The organism is Serratia sp. 25CWL12, assembly GCF_055790885.1.
Genome location: NZ_CM147698.1, coordinates 1,234,407 through 1,255,086 on the forward strand (window position 1 = coordinate 1,234,407; position 20,680 = coordinate 1,255,086).

At 49.7% G+C, this 20,680-nt stretch carries 16 protein-coding genes, 6 tRNA genes and 1 pseudogene; 14 read left to right on the forward strand and 9 right to left on the reverse strand.

Annotated elements, in window-relative coordinates:
* Nucleotides 1–4 precede the first annotated feature (4 nt).
* Both ligA and ACX9GV_RS05345 read left to right on the forward strand, forming a co-directional pair.
* Nucleotides 5–2,026, forward strand: a complete 2,022-nt coding sequence (gene ligA / locus ACX9GV_RS05340; RefSeq protein WP_473197309.1) for an NAD-dependent DNA ligase LigA — start codon at nt 5–7, stop codon at nt 2,024–2,026.
* On the forward strand, nt 2,026–2,250 hold the full coding sequence (locus ACX9GV_RS05345; RefSeq protein WP_023491077.1) for a DUF3820 family protein: 225 nt from the start codon (nt 2,026–2,028) through the stop codon (nt 2,248–2,250). Before ligA ends, ACX9GV_RS05345 begins: the two co-directional genes overlap by 1 nt.
* Before the next feature lie 74 nt (nt 2,251–2,324).
* Here ACX9GV_RS05345 and ACX9GV_RS05350 read toward each other — a convergent pair whose 3' ends face one another.
* The 5 genes from ACX9GV_RS05350 to ACX9GV_RS05370 form a co-directional block, all read right to left on the reverse strand.
* Nucleotides 2,325–3,731: an 8-oxoguanine deaminase gene (locus ACX9GV_RS05350; protein WP_473197310.1), complete on the reverse strand. Its 1,407-nt coding sequence runs from the start codon at nt 3,729–3,731 to the stop codon at nt 2,325–2,327.
* A gap of 332 nt (nt 3,732–4,063) precedes the next feature.
* A tRNA-Lys gene (locus tag ACX9GV_RS05355) sits at nt 4,064–4,139 on the reverse strand.
* 69 nt (nt 4,140–4,208) lie between these two features.
* Nucleotides 4,209–4,284: transfer RNA gene (locus ACX9GV_RS05360), tRNA-Val, on the reverse strand.
* A 39-nt stretch (nt 4,285–4,323) separates the two neighbouring features.
* A tRNA-Val gene (locus tag ACX9GV_RS05365) sits at nt 4,324–4,399 on the reverse strand.
* 30 nt (nt 4,400–4,429) lie between these two features.
* A tRNA-Val gene (locus ACX9GV_RS05370) sits at nt 4,430–4,505 on the reverse strand.
* Nucleotides 4,506–4,770: 265 nt separating this feature from the next.
* On the opposite strand from ACX9GV_RS05370, the gene gltX reads away from it, so the two are divergent.
* From gltX to ACX9GV_RS05405, 7 genes are all read left to right on the forward strand, one after another.
* Nucleotides 4,771–6,186: a glutamate--tRNA ligase gene (gene gltX / locus ACX9GV_RS05375; RefSeq protein ID WP_037384097.1), complete on the forward strand. Its 1,416-nt coding sequence runs from the start codon at nt 4,771–4,773 to the stop codon at nt 6,184–6,186.
* A gap of 202 nt (nt 6,187–6,388) precedes the next feature.
* A tRNA-Ala gene (locus ACX9GV_RS05380) sits at nt 6,389–6,464 on the forward strand.
* Between the two features lie 58 nt (nt 6,465–6,522).
* Nucleotides 6,523–6,598, forward strand: a tRNA-Ala gene (locus tag ACX9GV_RS05385).
* A gap of 399 nt (nt 6,599–6,997) precedes the next feature.
* The gene (locus tag ACX9GV_RS05390) at nt 6,998–8,236 is read left to right on the forward strand and encodes an Nramp family divalent metal transporter (protein ID WP_473197311.1); all 1,239 of its coding nucleotides are present in this window, start codon (nt 6,998–7,000) and stop codon (nt 8,234–8,236) included.
* 127 nt (nt 8,237–8,363) lie between these two features.
* Complete coding sequence (locus tag ACX9GV_RS05395) at nt 8,364–9,056, forward strand: aspartate/glutamate racemase family protein (protein WP_473197312.1); 693 nt, start codon at nt 8,364–8,366, stop codon at nt 9,054–9,056.
* Nucleotides 9,057–9,247: 191 nt separating this feature from the next.
* A complete protein-coding gene (gene glk / locus ACX9GV_RS05400) occupies nt 9,248–10,210 on the forward strand; it encodes a glucokinase (RefSeq protein WP_473197313.1) in 963 nt (320 codons plus the stop codon).
* Between the two features lie 153 nt (nt 10,211–10,363).
* Entirely contained in the window at nt 10,364–10,690 is a 327-nt protein-coding gene (locus ACX9GV_RS05405) for a DUF2502 domain-containing protein (protein ID WP_473197314.1), read from the forward strand.
* A gap of 102 nt (nt 10,691–10,792) precedes the next feature.
* On the opposite strand, the gene ACX9GV_RS05410 is transcribed toward ACX9GV_RS05405, so the two are convergent.
* A complete protein-coding gene (locus tag ACX9GV_RS05410; protein ID WP_473197315.1) occupies nt 10,793–12,037 on the reverse strand; it encodes a DUF1479 domain-containing protein in 1,245 nt (414 codons plus the stop codon).
* Nucleotides 12,038–12,485: 448 nt separating this feature from the next.
* Here ACX9GV_RS05410 and alaC point away from each other — a divergent pair, with 448 nt between their 5' ends.
* Together alaC and ACX9GV_RS05420 are read left to right on the forward strand one after the other, a co-directional pair.
* Nucleotides 12,486–13,709 (forward strand): alanine transaminase, encoded by a 1,224-nt coding sequence (gene alaC / locus ACX9GV_RS05415; protein ID WP_473197316.1) that lies wholly within the window; start codon nt 12,486–12,488, stop codon nt 13,707–13,709.
* Between the two features lie 228 nt (nt 13,710–13,937).
* Nucleotides 13,938–14,147, forward strand: coding sequence for a glycogen synthesis protein (locus ACX9GV_RS05420; protein ID WP_473197317.1), 210 nt, complete (start codon nt 13,938–13,940; stop codon nt 14,145–14,147).
* A 65-nt stretch (nt 14,148–14,212) separates the two neighbouring features.
* On the opposite strand, the gene ACX9GV_RS05425 is transcribed toward ACX9GV_RS05420, so the two are convergent.
* Entirely contained in the window at nt 14,213–15,535 is a 1,323-nt protein-coding gene (locus ACX9GV_RS05425) for a 6-phospho-alpha-glucosidase (RefSeq protein WP_473197318.1), read from the reverse strand.
* Nucleotides 15,532–17,154, reverse strand: coding sequence for an alpha-glucoside-specific PTS transporter subunit IIBC (locus ACX9GV_RS05430; RefSeq protein ID WP_473197319.1), 1,623 nt, complete (start codon nt 17,152–17,154; stop codon nt 15,532–15,534). The genes ACX9GV_RS05425 and ACX9GV_RS05430 overlap by 4 nt, the downstream gene beginning before the upstream one ends.
* A gap of 284 nt (nt 17,155–17,438) precedes the next feature.
* Between ACX9GV_RS05430 and ACX9GV_RS05435 the strand changes: the two genes are divergently transcribed.
* A complete protein-coding gene (locus tag ACX9GV_RS05435; RefSeq protein ID WP_473197320.1) occupies nt 17,439–18,161 on the forward strand; it encodes a GntR family transcriptional regulator in 723 nt (240 codons plus the stop codon).
* A 47-nt stretch (nt 18,162–18,208) separates the two neighbouring features.
* Here the strand turns inward: ACX9GV_RS05435 and ACX9GV_RS05440 are convergent, their stop codons facing one another.
* Nucleotides 18,209–19,126 (reverse strand): tetratricopeptide repeat protein, encoded by a 918-nt coding sequence (locus tag ACX9GV_RS05440; RefSeq protein ID WP_473197321.1) that lies wholly within the window; start codon nt 19,124–19,126, stop codon nt 18,209–18,211.
* A gap of 256 nt (nt 19,127–19,382) precedes the next feature.
* On the opposite strand from ACX9GV_RS05440, the pseudogene ccmA reads away from it, so the two are divergent.
* Both ccmA and ccmB read left to right on the forward strand, forming a co-directional pair.
* A pseudogene (gene ccmA / locus ACX9GV_RS05445) lies at nt 19,383–20,014 on the forward strand (cytochrome c biogenesis heme-transporting ATPase CcmA).
* A complete protein-coding gene (ccmB, locus tag ACX9GV_RS05450; RefSeq protein WP_023491336.1) occupies nt 20,014–20,673 on the forward strand; it encodes a heme exporter protein CcmB in 660 nt (219 codons plus the stop codon). The pseudogene ccmA and the gene ccmB overlap by 1 nt, the downstream one beginning before the upstream one ends.
* The last annotated feature ends 7 nt before the right edge of the window (nt 20,674–20,680 follow it).

The following is a 20,680-nucleotide window of genomic DNA, read 5'->3' on the forward strand; positions in this document are numbered from 1 at the left end:
GGTCATGGCCTCGATTAACGAAACAATCAATCAACTACGAACCTCATTACGCCACCACGAATATCAGTATCACGTACTTGATGCACCACAGATCCCAGATGCGGAATATGATCGCCTGATGCATCAACTGCGTGAGTTGGAAGCGGCACATCCAGAACTGGTCACCGCAGACTCACCCACGCAACGAGTCGGTGCCGCACCGTTGACCGCCTTTGAACAGGTGCGCCATGAAGTTCCGATGTTATCGTTGGATAACGTTTTTGATGAAGAGAGCTATCTGGCATTTTACAAGCGTGTGCAGGATCGATTGAAAAGCAGTGAAGCACTAACCTTTTGTTGTGAGCTAAAGCTGGATGGGTTAGCGGTGAGTCTGCTGTATGAGGATGGTGAACTGGTACAAGCGGCCACGCGTGGTGATGGTACCACTGGCGAGAACATTACTGCCAATGTGCGTACTATCCGGGCCATCCCGCTGCGTTTGACTGGAACCGATATTCCGCGCCGTTTGGAAGTGCGCGGCGAAGTGTTTATGCCACAGGCCGGTTTTGAACAGATGAACCAGGAAGCACGGCGTAAAGATGGAAAGATTTTCGCCAATCCGCGTAATGCGGCTGCAGGTTCACTGCGTCAGCTTGATCCACGCATTACCGCCAAGCGACCGTTGACCTTTTTTTGTTACGGGGTAGGGGTGCTGGAAGGGGGCGAATTGCCGCGCAGCCATTGGCAACGTCTGATGCAATTCAGAGACTGGGGCTTGCCTGTCAGTAATCAAGTCAAGCTTTGTACTGGCAGTGCTGAAGTGCTGGCATTTTATCACCAGGTAGAAGCAGCGCGTGCTCATCTTGGTTTTGATATTGATGGTGTGGTGGTCAAGGTTGATGATATCGACTTGCAGGAAGCCTTGGGTTTTGTTGCCCGGGCACCACGTTGGGCGACGGCATTCAAATTTCCGGCACAAGAGCAGATTACGCTAGTGCGCGAAGTGGAGTTCCAGGTTGGTCGCACCGGGGCCATCACGCCAGTAGCACGTTTGGAACCGGTACAGGTGGCGGGTGTGGTGGTCAGCAATGCCACATTGCATAATGCCGATGAAATTGAACGTCTCGGCCTGCGTATTGGTGACACCGTGATTGTGCGTCGTGCGGGGGATGTGATCCCACAAGTGGTGGGGGTGATAACAGAAAACCGCCCACTGGATGCGCGTGAAGTGGTGTTTCCATGCCATTGCCCGGTTTGTGGGTCTGATATCGAACGGGTAGAAGGGGAAGCGGTTGCTCGTTGTACCGGTGGTTTGTTCTGTGCCGCTCAGCGCAAAGAAGCATTGAAGCATTTTGTTTCCCGTCGTGCGCTGGATGTTGATGGTATGGGCGATAAAATCATCGAACAACTGGTGGATAAAGAGTATGTCAAAAATCCGGCTGATCTGTTCCATCTTTCGGCGGGTTTGCTCACAGGTTTGGATCGAATGGGGCCTAAGTCGGCACAGAACCTGGTTAATGCATTAGAGGCTGCCAAACAAACCACCTTTGCTCGCTTCCTGTATGCGCTGGGTATTCGTGAGGTGGGTGAAGCGACAGCAGCCAATCTGGCGGCACATTTTGGTTCGTTAGAAAGCCTGCAAGCGGCAACCTTGGATTCGCTAAAACAGGTGCCAGATGTTGGGGAGATCGTCGCACGTCATGTGGTGAATTTCTTTGCTGAAGCGCATAACCAACAGGTGATTGCCGAGCTGATCAGCCCAGCGGTAGGTATTCATTGGCCAGCGCCGGTGGTGATTGTTGCCGAAGAGATAGACAGCCCGTTCGCCGGTAAAACCGTGGTGTTGACAGGCTCGCTCAGCCAGCTTTCTCGCGATGAAGCTAAAGATCGACTCACGGCGTTAGGTGCCAAGGTCAGCGGCAGTGTTTCTAAAAAAACTGATCTGGTGATTGCTGGTGAGGCAGCCGGTTCCAAGTTGGCCAAGGCTCAGGAGCTGGGTATCAAGGTGATCGACGAAGCGGAAATGATCCGCCTGTTGGGTGCCTGATGGAAAAAGAGAACCTGATTGAGATCGCCAACACTATTATGCCTTTTGGTAAGTATCAGGGCAGGGCATTGATTGATTTACCGGAGGAGTATCTGCTGTGGTTTGCCCGCAAGGGTGAATTCCCCAACGGTAAGTTGGGCATGCTGATGGAAATGACGCTGGCGATTAAAATTGAAGGGTTGGACTATCTGGTTAAACCGTTGAAGAGAAACCCACCGCAGTAATATACGGTGGGTCTATATTCACTAACCGATAGGTCTGGCAACGGGTAGTGTCCTATTTTTACATGGCGTGGAGATCACGAGTCAGTAACCAACTGTTGTGCCAGGCGATTGTGCTGCTCGATCACCAGCGGCATATCTACCGTTACCACTTTCCCATTCTCCACCACGATGCGGCCATTGATGATGTTGTAGGCCACTTTCCCTGGGTTACAAAACACCAGTGCTGCGAGGGGATCGTGCTGTGCGCCAGCCAAGCCGATATTATTGAGATTGAACACGGCAATATCAGCCATCATGTCGGGTGCCAGTGAACCGATATCGTCACGGTTAAGGTTTTTAGCCCCACCCAAGGTGGCAATCTCCAATGCTTCACGGGCAGTGAGTGCTTCCGGGCCAAAACCGACGCGCTGTAATAATAATGCCTGGCGTACTTCCGCTATCATGTCGGCACTGTCGTTGGAGGCGCAGCCATCAACGCCAAGGCCAACATGCATGCCAGCATCAAGCATCTGGCGAATTGGTGCAATACCCGACCCCAGTCGCATATTGGAGCATGGGCAATGGGCTACCCCGGTACCGGTACGAGCAAACAGCTTGATACCGTAGTCGTCGAGTTTTACACAGTGCGCATGCCATACGTCATGGCCGACCCATTCGAGATCTTCCACATACTGAGCCGGGGTTTTATTGAAGGTTTTTTGGCTATATTCAATATCGCTGACGTTTTCTGCCAGATGTGTATGCAGCGACACGCCATAGGTGCGTGCCAGTTTTGCCGAGTCGCGCATCAGTTGCTCACTCACCGAGAAAGGTGAACAGGGGGCAACCACGATACGGATCATTGCCCCGCGACTGGCATCGTGAAACTGTTCAATCACTCTTTGCGTGTCTTTAAGGATTGCATTTTCATTTTCAACAATGGAGTCAGGCGGTAAACCACCTTGCTTACGTCCCACACTCATACTGCCGCGACAGGCGTGGAAGCGCATCCCGATCTCCTGAGCAGCTTCAATACTGTCATCCAGCTTGATGCCATTGGGGTAAACATATTGGTGATCACTGGAAGTGGTACAGCCAGAAAGCATTAACTCGGCCATCGCGGTTTTGGTGGCGATTTTCATCATTTCCGGGGTCAGTTTTTCCCAGATAGGGTAGAGCGCGGTCAGCCATTTGAACAGTTCACCATTCTGTGCATCTGGGATCACGCGGGTCAAACTTTGGTACATATGGTGATGGGTGTTAATCAGGCCAGGGATCACAATATGACCTTTAAGATCGATAACGCGGTCTGCTGTTTGCGGCACTTCGTTTTCCGTGCCTACCGCCACAATGGTATTGCCTTTGATAAAGAGGCAGCCTTTTTTAATTTCCCGGCGATCTTTATCCATTGTTACTAGCAGGTCAGCATTTTTTAGCAGTAGCGTTTTCCCAACAGTAGGGAGTGCAGCATGGGCTTTCACCTCGGCCAGCGAGGTTGCCATTCTCTCTTTTCCTTCCATCATGTTTCCTTGATTAAATGCGCTTGGCTAAGCAGTTTTGAGTGCGAGTTGTTGCACCTAGTATCGTAGAACATGGATGACAACTGTTTGACTGCGCCGACGAAAATGCCAATAAGTAAAATTAAATAGCGAGAGTGGCTAAATAGTTGCGTTTAATTGTGGGGGTAGGTAGGGATAAGTTCGTGGGATCTGTAAGGTTGAGTGTTTAGGGAATGGTTGAGTGCTATTAAGAGAGATGGTGGGTCGTGCAGGATTGAGTCGTGGGATCTATGAGGTTGAGTGTTTGGGGAATGATTGAGTGTTATCAAGAGAGATGGTGGGTCGTGCAGGATTCGAACCTGCGACCAATTGATTAAAAGTCAACTGCTCTACCGACTGAGCTAACGACCCATATTAGTGAGCTAACTGCTCAAGACATGGTTACTACTATTCAAAACTGTGCAAATCCGAGTCAGATCGTGGTGGGTGATGACGGGCTCGAACCGCCGACCCCCTCCGTGTAAAGGAGATGCTCTACCAACTGAGCTAATCACCCACAATATAACTGACTACTGGTACAACCCTGAGAAAATGATGGTGGGTGATGACGGGCTCGAACCGCCGACCCCCTCCGTGTAAAGGAGATGCTCTACCAACTGAGCTAATCACCCTCATATTCTCATTTAAACTATCAGACGAGATGGTGGGCGATGACGGGCTCGAACCGCCGACCCCCTCCGTGTAAAGGAGATGCTCTACCAACTGAGCTAATCGCCCCGTCTTGATGGAGTCGCATTATAGGGATAGTTGAAAGTGAGTCAACGGTTTTTAAAGCGTTTTTATTTGTTCGCCGCAAAATTAGGCAAGGCTCATATCGCCAAAGGAAAAGCGAGAGCGTGTAAAGCGCGTTCAATGAGCGGTGGCGATAATCTGCCAGCGTTGAGGAATTGTCATGGAGTGGTAGAATGACGTCCACTTTTTAAATTCCGAGCAATTATCGGTACTCTGCCGAGAAGCGTTGCATAATAAGGCTGTGAACCCAATGAAAATTAAAACCCGCTTTGCCCCTAGCCCTACCGGCTATCTTCATGTCGGTGGTGCCCGTACTGCGCTCTATTCCTGGTTGTTTAGCCGCCATAACGGTGGTGAGTTTGTACTGCGTATTGAAGATACTGATCTCGAACGCTCAACCCAGGAGGCTATCGACGCAATTATGGATGGCATGAACTGGTTAAATCTGGATTGGGATGAAGGCCCCTATTTTCAAACCAAGCGTTTTGATCGCTACAATGCGGTGATCGATGAAATGCTGCAGCAGGGAACCGCCTATAAATGCTACTGCTCCAAAGAGCGGCTGGAGGCATTACGTGAGCAGCAAATGACCGATGGCGAAAAACCACGTTATGACGGCCGTTGCCGTGATAGTGAGTGTAGCCATACTGCTGATGAACCTTATGTGGTGCGTTTTCGCAATCCGCAACAAGGCTCGGTCATTTTTGACGATAAAATCCGCGGTCCTATAGAGTTTAGTAATCAGGAATTGGATGATCTGATTATCCGCCGTACCGATGGCGCACCAACCTATAACTTCTGTGTGGTGATCGACGACTGGGATATGGAAATTACCCATGTGATCCGTGGTGAAGACCATATCAATAATACCCCGCGCCAGATTAATATCCTGAAAGCACTGGGCGCGCCAGTACCGGAATATGCCCATGTGTCGATGATCCTGGGGGATGATGGCAAGAAATTGTCTAAACGCCATGGTGCAGTGAGCGTGATGCAGTACCGTGATGATGGCTATCTGCCGCAGGCACTGCTGAACTATCTGGTGCGTTTGGGCTGGTCACACGGTGATCAGGAGATCTTCTCGATTGACGAAATGAAGCAACTGTTCACACTGGACGCGATTAATAAATCGGCCAGTGCTTTCAACACCGAGAAGCTACAGTGGCTAAACCATCACTATATTAACCACCTACCAGCAGAAGAGGTGGCGGTCTATCTGGCATGGCATATTGAGCAGCAAGGGATTGAGACCCGCAATGGCCCAGAACTTAAAGATATCGTTAAGTTGCTGGGAGAACGTTGCAAAACGTTGAAGGAGATGGCGGAGTCTTGCCATTACTTCTATCAAGATTTTAGTGAGTTTGATGCGGATGCTGCCAAGAAGCATTTGCGCCCGGTAGCTCGGCAACCTTTAGAGGTGGTACGTGCCAAACTGGCGGCGATCACGACCTGGACACCAGAAAATGTACATGATGCGATTCAGGGAAGCGCAGATGAACTGGGGTTAGGCATGGGTAAGGTCGGGATGCCATTGCGCGTTGCCGTTACGGGTGTCAGTCAGTCGCCAGGTATGGATGTTACCGTGCATGCTATCGGCCAGGCACGGTCGCTTAAGCGTATTGACCAGGCGTTGGCGTATATTGCGCAGCGTGAAGCCCAAGCTTAAGTCAGACCAGCAACAGATAAAGCCCAGAGAAGTGATCGGCTGAGCTTTATGCTGTTGAGCGGGTAAGGTGATTTTTTCGCATTAATGGTGTTGACGTGGTGGCTTTTTCAGCGCTTGATCGAGTAATTCAATTTAGCCGTTGACACTGTTTCAGGGGTTTCATATTATGCGCCCCGTTCACTGAATTTTGTTATTGTGGATTGGGGCTATAGCTCAGCTGGGAGAGCGCTTGCATGGCATGCAAGAGGTCGACGGTTCGATCCCGTCTAGCTCCACCAAACTCTTTTATAAAGAGTCGGTGAACACCGTAACGCCGGTTAATGCGTAGCACTTTGTGGGGTTATAGCTCAGCTGGGAGAGCGCTTGCATGGCATGCAAGAGGTCGACGGTTCGATCCCGTCTAGCTCCACCATCATTCTAAAAAGCCGACTTTAAGTCGGCTTTTTGCTTTTAGCGCATTCTACTTTCCAATATGAAGAATACCCGGTGAGTTTAACCGGGCATTTTCCTATGTTAACAACCTAATACCAGGCCGGCGATGCCAGTAGACAGAATGCTGACTAAAGTCGCGCCAGCAATAAAATGTTAATTATTGGTTTAAATGTAACGACTAATGTTACTTATGTGTGTATTTTTAGCCGGGTGTTGCCATACTCAGTCAGTAAAACAGCAAGGTTTAGCGCGATCCATGAATAAGGTTTGGCTTATTGGTTATCGCAGCGATAAGTATTATCACGATAAATGCGTTTGATAATTATTATCATTAGTGCAAAAGTATATGGCAGGGAATCATTAACAAGGGGTTCAGACAATGCTGAACAGTCGCACAGTGAATGAAACAACATCGATCCGCAGGTCGAGAAAGATCAAACTTTCTCTGATGGGGCCTGCGTTTATTGCGGCTATTGGCTACATTGACCCCGGTAACTTCGCCACTAATATTCAGTCCGGTGCTTCTTTTGGCTATACCTTGCTGTGGGTAGTGGTATGGGCCAATGTCATGGCGATGTTGATCCAGTTGCTTTCCGCCAAGCTCGGCATTGCGACCAATAAAAACCTGGCTGAACATATTCGTGATCGTTTCCCTCGTCCGGTAGTTTGGGCCTATTGGGTACAAGCAGAAATTATCGCTATGGCCACTGATCTGGCCGAGTTTATCGGTGCGGCCATCGGTTTTAAAATGCTATTGGGGGTCTCGTTGCTACAGGGGACCGTCCTGACCGCTATTGCCACGTTCCTGATCCTGATGTTGCAAAGACGCGATCAAAAGCCACTGGAACTGGTTATTGGTGGCCTGCTGCTGTTTGTGGCTGCGGCTTACATTGTCGAATTGGCCTTTTCTCAGCCCCAATTGAGTGGGGTATTGAAGGGCATGGCGATACCGGATTTACCCAATAGCGATGCCGTGTTTCTGGCTGCCGGGGTGCTGGGGGCGACTATCATGCCTCATGTGATCTATCTGCATTCGTCATTGACGCAGAACGCCGGTAAAGACTCTAAAGCTGAGCGTTATGCAGCAACCAAAGTGGACGTCGCTATCGCCATGACCATTGCCGGTTTTGTTAACCTGGCGATGATGGCGACCGCTGCTGCGGCATTTCACTTTAATGGTCACACTGGCATTGTCGATCTTGATCAAGCCTATCTGACATTACAACCGTTGCTGGGCAACGCAGCGGCAACCATTTTTGGCTTGAGCTTGCTGGCTGCGGGTCTCTCCTCCACCGTGGTGGGAACACTGGCGGGGCAGGTGGTGATGCAAGGGTTTATTCGTTTTTACATTCCCCTATGGGTACGACGTGTGGTTACCATGTTGCCATCGTTTATTGTCATTATGCTGGGGATGGACGCAACACGGGTACTGGTACTCAGCCAGGTCCTACTGAGCTTTGGGATTGCTCTGGCGCTGGTACCGTTGCTGGTGTTTACCGGTAATCGCCAACTGATGGGGGAGATGGTTAACAGCCGCACCATCCAATACATCGGTATTTCCATCGTGGTGGTGGTGGTGGGGTTGAATGGTTACTTACTGGTGAGTAGTCTTTTTTAGACCATCGTTACAACCATGCTTTTCCTCAGTGATGACCAATATTCTCACTTAACATAATGATGTCGTCAGATTGCTCGTTCTCGAGTAATGTTTGGTTGATGGGGTTAATAACAGTGAGAAGAGAAAAATGAAGGTACTGGGCTTATTAGGTGGAATGAGCTGGGAATCCACCATACCGTATTATCGCATGATTAATGAGCAGGTAAAAACTCAGCTTGGCGGTCTCCATTCGGCAAAAATTGTGCTTTATAGCGTGGATTTTCACGAAGTGGAGCGGTTGCAACATCAAGGGGATTGGGACGGGGCCGGGCGCCTGTTAGCATCCGCCGCCAGCGCGCTGCGTGCCGCAGGTGCTGAGGCCATTGTCATTTGCACCAACACCATGCATAAGGTAGCGGATGCCGTAGAGCAAGCCAGTGGCCTACCGTTAATCCATATTGCGGATGCCACCGCAGAGCAGGTATGCCAACAAGATATCCGCCGTATCGGGTTGTTAGGCACGCGTTTTACCATGGAGCAGGATTTTTACCGTGGGCGTCTGCAGGATAAATTTGGCCTTGAGGTCATCACGCCGGACGCTGCGGACCGTGAGATTATCCACCGTATTATTTATCAAGAGCTGTGTTTGGGTAATATCCTTGCGCCTTCTCGGGCGGAGTACCAGCGGATTATCAGTAAACTGGAACAGCAGGGTGCTGAAGGGATCATTTTTGGTTGTACTGAGATTAGCCTCCTGGTTGGTGCCCAAGATGCCACGGTGCCGGTCTTCGATACCACGGCAATTCACGCCTATGCCGCAGCCAGGTATGCACTGAGCTGACCCTCCCTTGACTGTCTTAAGCATCAACAAGCAATAACAGCCCAATAGATGGTTGAAAATCGTGCTGGGCGAAACATTTTTTGTGATCGGGTTCGCTATTGGAGCCTGAGGGCTGAATGGAGAGGAGATGTTTAGCGATATGCTTTTACGGTGTATACCGTTTTGCTTTACTGATTAGGGAGAAAATATCAATGACCTATGCTCTCGTAGGTGATGTGGGCGGTACCAATGCCCGTCTGGCGTTGTGTACGCTTGAAACGGGTGAGATTACCCAGGATAAAACCTACTCCGGCCTGGAATTTGACAGCCTTGAGGCGGTGGTTGGTCACTACCTGGCTGAGCAGCAGCAGTGTGTTGAAAATGCCTGTATTGCCATTGCTTGCCCGGTTACAGATGATTGGGTCGCGATGACCAATCATAGCTGGGCTTTTTCAATTAAACAGATGAAAGCTAATCTGGGGCTTAATCATCTGGAAGTGATTAACGATTTTACCGCAGTTTCCATGGCAATCCCGATGTTGTCGGAGTCTGATGTTTTACAGTTTGGCGGCGGTAAAGCGCGTAAAGATAAACCCATCGCGGTGTATGGCGCCGGTACGGGTTTGGGCGTGGCGCATTTGGTGCCGGTTAACCAGCGCTGGGTCAGTTTGCCCGGGGAAGGGGGGCATGTCGATTTAGCACCAAACAGTGACGAAGAGCACAGCATCTTACAGGTGCTACGAGCCGAAGTAGGCCGCGTTTCGGCTGAGCGGGTCTTGTCAGGCCCTGGGCTGGTGAATCTGTACCGAGCCATTGTCAAGGCGGACCAGCGTCAACCGGAAGCGCTGAAACCGCAAGATATTACTGAGCGAGCGTTAGCGGATAGCTGTACCGATTGTCGCCGCGCATTATCGCTGTTTTGTGTAATGATGGGGCGTTTTGGTGGCAACCTGGCACTGAACTTGGGAACGTTTGGCGGGGTATATATTGCTGGCGGCATTGTGCCACGTTTCTTGGCGTTTTTTAAGGCTTCCGGGTTTCGCGCAGCGTTTGAAGATAAGGGCCGTTTTAGAGAGTATGTGCAGGAAATTCCTGTATTTATGATCACTCACCCTCAACCGGGCTTATTAGGGGCAGGGGCACATTTGCGTCAAAGCCTGGGCATGCATTTGTAGGGGATCCTTCGGGCAAGGAGGCCAACATTGTGCAGAAATAGTGAAGAATACGTCTGAAACAGGTAATTGGGCTTTTTCCCTCTAGTATGCGCGCTGTGGTGGCGCTACAGTAATGGCTGAACAGGCAGATTCCATTCTGTAGGGGTTGAGTTAATGAGAAAAGCATTGTTACTGGGGATGTTACTATCATCGGCCCTGCCGATGGTGACTCATGCGGAGGTATCCATCGGTGTTAACGTGCCCGGTCTGTCACTGCATGTGGGGGATCGTGATGCACGCGGCTATTACTGGGATGGTGACTACTGGCGTGAACCACCTAGGAGGCATCGGCATCATCACCATTATGCGCCACCGCAGTATGTCCAGCCGCCACGGGGCTACTATTATGGGCCTCCACCACGGGAGTGGCATTCACGGCCACATTACCGTATGCCGCCACCAGGGTATTATTATCGTGGTCCAAAAGGCCCACGTAGATAATGACTGGCCAATACCCGTCACCATTGAAACGGCAAGGGGGAGCCCGGTGGTGAGGGAAGGTTCATTTTGTTTAATGGCTGCCGTGGTTAGGCAGCCTGGCTATTACTTGATACCTAACTGAGCTTTGCCCAGCGGGGTCAACATCTCAACACCGGCACGGCCAATAAAATCCACTTCAAAATCATCTGCAGCGAAATCAGGTGGCGTTTTACCTGACAGAAAGCTAGGCAACTGCCGCTGCAAGTAGGCATCATTTTTCTTACACCCGGGTGCTGCGGCAATGTACATGACGTTACTGTCAAATTCACCATGGTGCTCATTTTCAACAGAATGAATCACATCACAGTGCCAAAATACCGTATCTCCGGGTTCCAGATCGGGAATAGGGGATAATCCTTGTAATAAAAGGGGATGCCATTTCTCTGATATCGACAAGGCACGCCCTGGCGCTGCATCACATAAATCATCTTCAGCCACATCATCTTGTAACGCGCGCAACAAGATATAAGCCATGGCATTGGCGATCGGTACCACATTGAGTGTGCCAGCATGGGTACGTTGTGGTGTTAATGCCGTCCAGCCCTGAAAGGTTCGGAACATCGAGCATACCGCCGGTGAGGCGATTTCGCGTACTTCGGTACGACCATCGGCAGCAAAAGGATCATACTGCTGCCAATGGCCAGAAAATACATGGCGATAGACGTAGCGGAAATTTTCATCCAGCCAGCGCTCGATTGTGCCACTGTCCACGTGCGGGGAAAGCCCCAGTGATGAGGAGTTTGGCGGGCGGCGACGGGTACGGTCAGCATAAGTCGTGACGCGGGTGGGGTCAAAGTGCTGTTTACCGTTGCTTTCCGTTTCCCACAGGCTATTAAGAAACACCTGTACGGCGTGCATACGTTGGTGCTGGCGGGCTTCAACTTGCGGTTTTGACCAGTAGATACCATATATTTGTGGCTTTTTAGCTTCCAGTTTACCGAAGTAGTTATCTTCGGCGGCGTTCTTTAGCCGCTCAACGAAGTTATTGCGCTCCAGATAATCGCCGATCTCCTGATTCCAGTTTTCCGCCTGGCTTGGTGGAAATACACCACGAATCGCACAGACGCCGCGTTGTTTAATTAATGCGATTTGTTGCTCGCTGACGCGATGCTGGAGAATATCTTCAGCATCAAGCTGAGGAACCGCCTGCTGACCATTTGCCAGTTCCTGACGGATTTGCTCAACCTGCTGGCGAATATCATCTTCCAGAGCCAGGAAGACTTCACGGTAGTTAGGTAGCGTTTGGCGTAACTGCTGTTTGACCGTCTTTATTGCGGCAGGAATGTCATCGATAAGTAAGGCAGCCATGGGTGTTCTCCTTGGGTGGTCTTTGAGCGAGGGCATTCCCGTTGTCATTTAAGGCGCGGGGAGTTTGACCTCAACTTGAATGCACTGGGTACAGAGAGAAGGTTGATGTTTTGTTGTTTTTACGTTAACCATTATCCGGTTTTATTAGAGGGAAATAAAGGGAAATGTTTCATTCATAACTTCCCTGTTTTCGTTATTCGAAACTGATGTCAGTTTTTGGCAAGGGTTTCGTCAATCTTTATTCTCAGTCTGGGACTAAGTGCAAAAGCCTGTTGGTCATCAACGCTGGCTAAGGGATACAGCGCTGCTGAGCCCTGGCATCAAGCCGGAAAAAATTTTTATTGGGGGGACTCGACAGCCTTACGGCGGTGGGATATGTTCAAACACTGGCCACTCAGTGGTCAACGTCGCTCGGATGGTCCGGGCGCTAACGTCTTTTGAGGTATTTATGTCTGATAACAACCCACGCCGTTTCACACGGATTGAACGTCTTCCTCCTTATGTTTTCAATATCACTTCTGAACTGAAAATGGCTGCACGCCGTCGCGGTGAGGATATTATTGATTTCAGCATGGGTAACCCGGATGGGCCAACCCCCCCACATATTGTTGAAAAACTCTGCACGGTAGCACAACGGGAAGATACCCATGGCTACTCAACATCACGGGGTATTCCTCGTTTGCGCCGGGCCATTTCGCACTGGTACCAGGAGCGCTATCAGGTGGATATCGACCCTGAAAGTGAAGCCATTGTCACCATTGGTTCGAAAGAGGGGCTGGCACATTTGATGTTGGCGACCCTTGACCATGGGGATACGGTGTTGGTGCCAAACCCCAGCTATCCGATCCATATTTACGGTGCGGTGATTGCCGGTGCTCAGGTGCGCTCGGTGCCGTTAGTGGAAGGGGGCGACTTTTTTGGTGAATTAGAGCGGGCCATTCGTGAAACCATTCCACGGCCAAAAATGATGATTCTTGGCTTCCCGTCTAACCCGACGGCGCAATGTGTTGAGCTGGATTTCTTTGAGCGCGTGGTGGCACTGGCCAAGCAATACGATGTGTTGGTGATTCACGATCTGGCCTATGCCGATATTGTGTATGACGGCTGGAAGGCCCCTTCCATTATGCAGGTACCCGGTGCCAAAGAGATTGCTGTAGAGTTCTTTACGCTATCAAAAAGCTACAATATGGCGGGCTGGCGTATTGGTTTTATGGTGGGTAATCCAGAATTAGTCAGTGCATTGGCGCGGATTAAAAGCTACCACGATTACGGTACCTTTACCCCACTGCAGGTGGCTGCTATTGCCGCGTTGGAAGGGGATCAACAGTGTGTGCTGGATATTGCCGAGCAGTATCGTCAGCGCCGTAATGTGTTGGTGAAAGGGTTGCACGAAGCCGGTTGGATGGTGGAGAACCCCAAAGCCTCGATGTATGTGTGGGCGAGAATTCCGCAGCCCTACGCTCATCTGGGGTCATTGGAGTTTGCCAAACGCTTGCTGGCAGAAGCCAAAGTGTGCGTCTCGCCAGGAATTGGTTTTGGTGATTACGGCGATAGCCATGTACGCTTTGCGTTGATTGAAAACCAGGATCGTATCCGCCAGGCGGTGCGTGGCATCAAGGCGATGTTCCGGGCTGATGGGCTGATCAAACCCGCCAAATCGTCTACCGCGTAATCAGTTATACCAGACGATAGCCAAGGGTAGACAGCCTCCAGTAATGAACGAGAATCTTTGTGTGGCAGGGTTCCGATTTTGAACTATGCTTTTTTTACTGAATTGTACAGGGTGTGTATATTTTTTATTCAGTAAGAGTATTATTATGTCTGTAGCTTGCTTTGTGAGCTGTCAGCATCTAAGTGATAACACATTGTTTTTTTACTGTAAAACGTTCAGGAGGAGGCAATGGAAACCTTGGAAAAGTGTTACGTTTACGCAAAAAATACGAGCAACATGGATTTTCTCGCTTCTACGGTGGCATTCTTAGAATTTCAAGGGCGTGAAATCGATGCTAATGGTGTGGCTGGTAATATGTCACCTGAACAGTGCGATAATTTTTTTGAGCGTCTCAATCACTATCGCTCTATCTATAAAAAGCAATCGCAGACAGCCTAGGCAATTCTGTATAAAAGCCCCGAGGATAACCTTCGGGGCCTTTTCCTAACACAACTTAACAGTGCTTAGTGTAGCTCTGGCCAGTATTCCTTATTGGCGGCGATCAGGTCATCAAGAATAGCCTTGGCAACTGAAGCACTCGGTACCGTTTTAGACAAGGTGATCGCCTGCCACAGTTTCAGGTAACTCCTTTGTTCCCAGGCGTCGACCACCAGTTTTTCCACCGCCACTTGCTGGCTCATCAAACCTTTCTGAAATTGCGGTATATTCCCCACCACCAAGGGCTCTGGCCCGTTAGTTCCCACCAGACAAGGGATCTCCAGCATCGCTTCAGGATCAAAATTATTGATGGCACCATTATTGGGCACAATCAACAACATGCGTTCTTGAGTGTTGAAGGCGATAGCGGTGGCCAGATCAACAATATAGGAAGCGTGTTCGTCAATTTCCAAATGACCTGCGGAGGATTTCCCCGCCTGAATGATGGCATGACAGGAACCAAAGACTTGTTTTTCACGGTGTTGCATAACCTCGTTTGCCCGGGTGTGTTGCGGGTTGGCATGTTGCACCACGTAATCGGGGAACAGGTAATACTTCAGATAGGTGTTCGGCAGCGTGGTAGGATCCAAGGCCCACACATCTTTCGCTTTTGCGAAGGTATCATTCCAACTGGCTTCGGTGGCGTGATGGTCTGTTGGTGGGACATAACCGAATTTTTCTACATGTTGACGAATTTTCGGCATTAAATCATTGCCTGCCAGATCTTCGACAGACGTCCACCAGCCAAAGTGATTCAGCCCATAGTAGCGAGTGCGCATCTGCTTGCGGTCTTGCAACCCGGCAATTTGCGCCATGCGGGCTTCAATGCCAATCGGCATATCACAGATATTGAGAATTTTGGCTTGAGGGCGCAGCCGGCGCGTAGCCTCGGCAACAATCGCCGCCGGGTTGGAGTAATTGAGCATCCAGGCATTAGGGGAGTACTTCACCATATAATCGGCAATTTCCAGAACACCGCCAATGGAGCGCATCCCATAGGCGATCCCCCCTGGGCCGCAAGTTTCCTGGCCGACAACGCCATGACTGAGCGGAATTTTCTCGTCCTTTTCCCGCATTGGGTATTTACCCACCCGAATATGTGCCATCACAAAATCCACATCACTGAAAGCGGCTTGTGGGTGGGTGGTATAGCTGAATTCAATGTCTGGTGCTTGTTCTTGCAGAATGATTTTGCAGGCTTCAGCAATGGTTTCCTGACGTGCACCATCGTTATCATAGAATTTAATCGCTCGCAGCGGAAAACGGTGCTGGTTAGCTAATAACATCAAGACAATACCGGGGGTAAAGGTACTACCACCACCAGCGACAACGACTGAGAATTTTTTCATGATATAGCCTCCATCATGGTTGTTTTTTCGGGAATAGGAATAGTTTTCATCAGGGCTTCAATTTGATCCCTGACTTGAGGAACATGCAGGCCGACAATGACCTGAATACCATTGCCGCGACGCACCACACCATGTGCCCCCAGTGCTTTGAAGACATCATCACTGGCGGTTTGCGCCATATCTACCAAGGTGATACGTAAGCGAGTGGCGCAATTATTGACGCTGGAAATATTGTCACTTCCTCCTAGAGCTTGCAGGAAAGCAGCGGCCTGTTGGTTGTTAGCGCCTTGGCTTGCCATCGCGGTGGTTTGTTTACGTGCAGCTTGGTAGTCAGCTTTGTTGTAGAGCTTGATTTCACTCTCTTCGCGACCCGGGGTTTTCAGATTAAAGCGCAGGATCAGTGTGCGGAAGACCACAAAATAGATCCCGGTGAACGCGATACCGATACCTATTTGTGTGGCTATCATCGAGGCATGGTTATGGAACATCGGGATCCAGTTCTGTGGCAGGAACTGATCAAGTAAGCCACCGCCCATATTGCCGACCACGCCAAAAAGGTACATCACGGTTGCCATGGTGGCGGCGAGAACGGCATGGACAGCAAAGAGCACTGGTGAAATAAACAGGAAAGTGAATTCCAGCGGTTCAGTGATGCCAACCAACATGGCGGTGAGGGTGGCTGGGATCAATAATCCCGCTACCTTGATACGATTTTCTTTGCTGGCGGTGAAGTACAGTGCCAACGCAATACCGACAGAACCGAACACTTTCGAGTTACCGTGCAAGGCAAAACCGCCTTCAGGGAACAGCGTTTTTAACGGCACGGTACTTTGGCTGAATTCTTGCAGATGCTGCGCCCAGTAAACCTGAATCCCCCCCTCTACGGCAGCCGGGCCGTAAATGAAGGGGCCATAGACAAAGTGGTGCAAACCTGTTGGGATCAGAATACGTTCGAGGAAAGTATAAACCCAGACCCCAAGGGCTCCCGCGCTACGCAGAAAAACCTGTAAAGACTCAATACCCAGCTGGACTTTAGGCCAGCTTAGAAGCGTCAACCAGGCACAAGGGATCATCACCAGGAAAGCGATAATGACCACAAACGAACTGCCTTGAAAAATACCTAAAAATACGGGTAGGGGTTTATCGAAATAGCGGTTATGGATGGCGGTGACCAACCCGGCAATGATAATAGCCCCAATAATACTGGTATCGAGAGTTTTAATCCCGGCGATGACGGTTAAGCCGCTGCCGGCGGTGGGGTCAGCAGTGAAGTCTACACCAAAGTAGCTTCCCCAGGTCATTCCCATGGCATTAATAAAGTAGTTCCAGGTCAGAAAACTGACTAATACCGCCAGACAAGCGCGCCCCTGAGCTTGTTTAGCCAAACCAATAGGCAAGCCAGCAGCAAATATCAGCGGCATATTACGAAATACCGTCCAACCCCCTTCTTCAATGATATGAACAATTTGTGCAAATAGATGCGTGGGGTCTGCCAGCGCCTCACCAACAAACATCGGACTACGTAGCATGATGGCGATACCCACCACCATACCGGCAAAAGGAAATAGCAGCACTGGGGTGAACATGGCGCCGCCGAAACGTTGTATTTGACTGAGCATACTTAAATCCTCATGTAACAACCTGAATAATTATTGATGGTTTTTTTAGTATGAAGCTGGGGGGAGCATAAGAAGTGGTCAGTGATATAGCTTGGTCAGTTGTGGCGATTCGTGATCGCACGCATGGTTTTTATTGCACCAAAGTTGTCTAATTTTTAATGATTTTCTAGACAAAAGAATTTTAACTTAGAGAGTGGGGTGGCGAGATTAAGTATAATTAACTGTTTAATAAATATTTATAGGGAATATTACCTGATGATTTTTTGGTTAAAAGAGATCTGCTGATGATCTACAAATCCATTGCCGATCAACTGCGAATTCGTTTGAACTCTGCCGATTACAACATTGGCAGCCCGTTACCGAGTGAAAAACGCCTGGCAGAGGAGTTTAACGTCTCGCGTATGACGATCCGTAAGGCTGTAGATTTATTAATAAGTTGGGGGTTGGTGGTCAGGCGCCATGGCAGCGGTACTTACGTTGCACAAAAAGATGTGCATCATGAAACCACCAATCTGACGGGTTTTATTGAAGTGATGAAAAATCAGGGCAAGCAGGTGATCAGTGAAGTGCTGGAGTTTGTGGTCATGCCAGCGCCACCGGCCATTGCCAGTCAGCTACGTATCAAGATTGATGAGCGGATCTATTATTCACGTCGTGTCCGTTCAGTAGATGGCAAACCCTTGATGGTAGAAGACAGTTATATGCCAGTAAAACTATTTCGCAATCTGTCGCTAGCGCATCTGGAAGGGTCAAAATTTACTTATATTGAAGATGAGTGCCAAATAGTTATTTGCGGTAATTATGAAAGTTTAACACCAGTATTGGCGGATAAAAAAATGGCCGCATTGCTCAATATTGAACCGCTAACACCGATTTTAAGAATTACCTCCCTTTCTTACAGCGATAATGGCCAATTTCTTAACTATTCGGTGATGTTCCGTAATGCCAGTGAGTACCAGGTGGATTATCACCTGCGGCGCGAGTCACCGCGCCGTGATATACGTTAACTTGTTAAAATCATAGACATCACTTTGGGCAGTTATCACCCCATACGTTATTGCAACACACTAGCATCATAGGGGCAGGTAGCTTGCTCTGTAGGCTCAAACAGATCTTTTGCCCACTTTTCTGCGGCGGTGTACCAAGGAACGCTATTATTAGCTAATTCTTGTTTGGCTCGCTCAACACCATTATCGGCGGCTTTCTGTAACCAGAGGTCCCGTTGCTTGATGTTTACCATTATATCGCCGCTTTTGGCACCGATAGCATACTCATGTCCATACAAATGACTTAGTTCCAGCTGTGCATCGCCATAATTATGTTCTGCGGCCTGACAAAGCCAATAGACGGCTTTTTTATCATTGCTCTCATAACGGGGATCGATTTTGATCGTTATGCCATCAGCAGTGACTCTATAACTTTGCCCGTCACTGTCCATGAACCCGATTTGAATGTCCTGTTTCTTCCAGTACAAGTGGCTTAAATAGTATTGCGCTTCGGCATCACCTTGCTTTGCTGCTTGTTCATACCAGTACATGGCCGTTTGTTCGTTTTTATCAACCCCCGTTCCTTGCAGATAACTGACAGCCAGTTCTGTTTGCGCTAAAACAAGACCTTGCTTGGCCGCCTGTTGTAAATATGAAATCATTTTTTTCATATCAGGCTCACCGAGCAGGCCATCACGGTAAATAATTGCTATTTCAAAAGCGGCGCGCGCATTACCCAATTCGGCGGCTTTGCCATACCAACGTATTGCACCGGGATAATTTTGCTGAGTGTAATAGCTGTAGCCCAAGTTGAATGCCGCACTGGCATCCCCTTTGTTGGCTTTCTCGATCAAAACCAATTCCTGCTCGCCACTTTCTGCTGCTTCAGCGCTAACTGTGGCGGGCTGAGTGGCTTGAGCCGGGATAAAGCTGGCTGGAATAGTGGCAATAAACAGATAAAACGCGGCCCAAGGAAAACGTTTCATACATAACTCCATTTTAAAATAGTCCAGTTGCTATACGGTGAACTGTCCAATTTTAAGTGGGGCATCGGGCAATGAAAAGAAAAACAGATAGGGCAGGGAAGAGGATAGCCGCCAACGTAGCGGGTTTTTTCTGCACAACTTTGATCTGGTACCCGATATTACCCCTAATGGAGTAGCCTTGCATGAGGGTACGGGCTACGAGCACTCAATGGCTTATGTTATTATTTGGCAATCTAAAGAGGAGTATAAAGTCCCCATGCTGGAAGCTAAAAGCCTGAGTTGTTTCCGTGATCAACGTCTCTTGTTTGACGGGCTCAGTTTTTTAGTGAGCCCAGGGGAGATTATCCAGGTTGAAGGGCCTAATGGCGCGGGTAAAACCAGCTTGCTGCGCATTTTGGCGGGGCTAGTGCAGCCAGAGAGTGGTGAGGTGTGTTGGCAAGGGGAAAATACGCGCTACCACCGCAGCAACTATCATCAGCAACTGCTATTTCTCGGGCATCAGCCAGGGGTTAAATCTATGTTGACCCCATTTGAAAATTTGCAATTTTATCAAGCCGTTGATCAACAGCCGGAGCCTGGCGCAGTCTGGCAGGCATTGGAGCAAGTGGGGTTGACGGGCTATGAAGATTTGCCGGTGGCGCAACTTTCCGCCGGGCAACAGCGGCGTGTGGCGCTGGCGCGATTATGGCTGAGTCATAAACCGCTGTGGATCCTGGATGAACCCTTAACGGCAATAGACAAACAAGGTGTCGTTGCACTGGCGGCACTGTTTGAACAACATCGGCAGCAGGGGGAATGATAATACTCACCACCCACCAAGATCTGATCGGTACCCCATCGGCGGTAAGGAAAATTCGCCTGGCAGCAACAAGCGCGGAGAGTTCTTGATGTTTTTTATCATCCTGCGGCGTGAACTGAAAATAGCTTTCCGCAAAGGTGCCGAGATTGTTAACCCGTTATGGTTCTTCCTGATTGTTATTACCCTGTTTCCGTTGGGGGTAGGGCCGGAACCGCAACTGCTGGCGCGCATTGCACCGGGTATTATCTGGGTAGCAGCGCTGCTGGCATCACTGCTTTCTTTAGAGCGGTTATTCCGTGATGACTTCCTCGATGGCTCTTTGGAACAGTTATTACTCTTGCCGAGCCCTCTGGCGATGACGGTGTTGGGCAAAGTCTGTGCCCATTGGCTGGTTACTGGGTTGCCACTGTTATTACTCTCACCCTTGGTCGCGCTGTTGTTGTCGTTGGATATGCATACCTGGTGGGCGATGGCGCTGACCTTGTTGCTGGGTACGCCAGTATTGAGTTTGGTCGGGGGGATTGGCGTAGCATTGACCGTAGGGCTGCCTAAAGGGGGGGTACTCTTGAGTTTGTTGGTCCTGCCGTTGTATATCCCGGTGCTGATATTTGCTACGGCGGCCATTGATGCTGCCGCCATGGGCATGCCCATAGATGGTTATCTGGCTATCCTGGGGGCGATGTTGGCAGGCAGCATCACGTTGGCGCCTTTCGCTACTGCGGCGGCGTTGCGTGTGAGCATACATTGATTGTGAG

Coding starts and splice junctions, on each gene's coding strand:
- ACX9GV_RS05395 (WP_473197312.1), top strand. CDS start 8,364: ATGAAGGTACTGGGCTTATTAGGTGGAATGAGCTGGGAATCCACCATA.
- ACX9GV_RS05390 (WP_473197311.1), top strand. CDS start 6,998: ATGCTGAACAGTCGCACAGTGAATGAAACAACATCGATCCGCAGGTCG.
- ACX9GV_RS05350 (WP_473197310.1), bottom strand. CDS start 3,731: ATGGCAACCTCGCTGGCCGAGGTGAAAGCCCATGCTGCACTCCCTACT.
- ACX9GV_RS05440 (WP_473197321.1), bottom strand. CDS start 19,126: ATGAAACGTTTTCCTTGGGCCGCGTTTTATCTGTTTATTGCCACTATT.
- gltX (WP_037384097.1), top strand. CDS start 4,771: ATGAAAATTAAAACCCGCTTTGCCCCTAGCCCTACCGGCTATCTTCAT.
- ccmB (WP_023491336.1), top strand. CDS start 20,014: ATGTTTTTTATCATCCTGCGGCGTGAACTGAAAATAGCTTTCCGCAAA.
- alaC (WP_473197316.1), top strand. CDS start 12,486: ATGTCTGATAACAACCCACGCCGTTTCACACGGATTGAACGTCTTCCT.
- ACX9GV_RS05435 (WP_473197320.1), top strand. CDS start 17,439: ATGATCTACAAATCCATTGCCGATCAACTGCGAATTCGTTTGAACTCT.
- ACX9GV_RS05405 (WP_473197314.1), top strand. CDS start 10,364: ATGAGAAAAGCATTGTTACTGGGGATGTTACTATCATCGGCCCTGCCG.
- ACX9GV_RS05345 (WP_023491077.1), top strand. CDS start 2,026: ATGGAAAAAGAGAACCTGATTGAGATCGCCAACACTATTATGCCTTTT.
- ACX9GV_RS05425 (WP_473197318.1), bottom strand. CDS start 15,535: ATGAAAAAATTCTCAGTCGTTGTCGCTGGTGGTGGTAGTACCTTTACC.
- ACX9GV_RS05420 (WP_473197317.1), top strand. CDS start 13,938: ATGGAAACCTTGGAAAAGTGTTACGTTTACGCAAAAAATACGAGCAAC.
- glk (WP_473197313.1), top strand. CDS start 9,248: ATGACCTATGCTCTCGTAGGTGATGTGGGCGGTACCAATGCCCGTCTG.
- ACX9GV_RS05430 (WP_473197319.1), bottom strand. CDS start 17,154: ATGCTCAGTCAAATACAACGTTTCGGCGGCGCCATGTTCACCCCAGTG.
- ligA (WP_473197309.1), top strand. CDS start 5: ATGGCCTCGATTAACGAAACAATCAATCAACTACGAACCTCATTACGC.
- ACX9GV_RS05410 (WP_473197315.1), bottom strand. CDS start 12,037: ATGGCTGCCTTACTTATCGATGACATTCCTGCCGCAATAAAGACGGTC.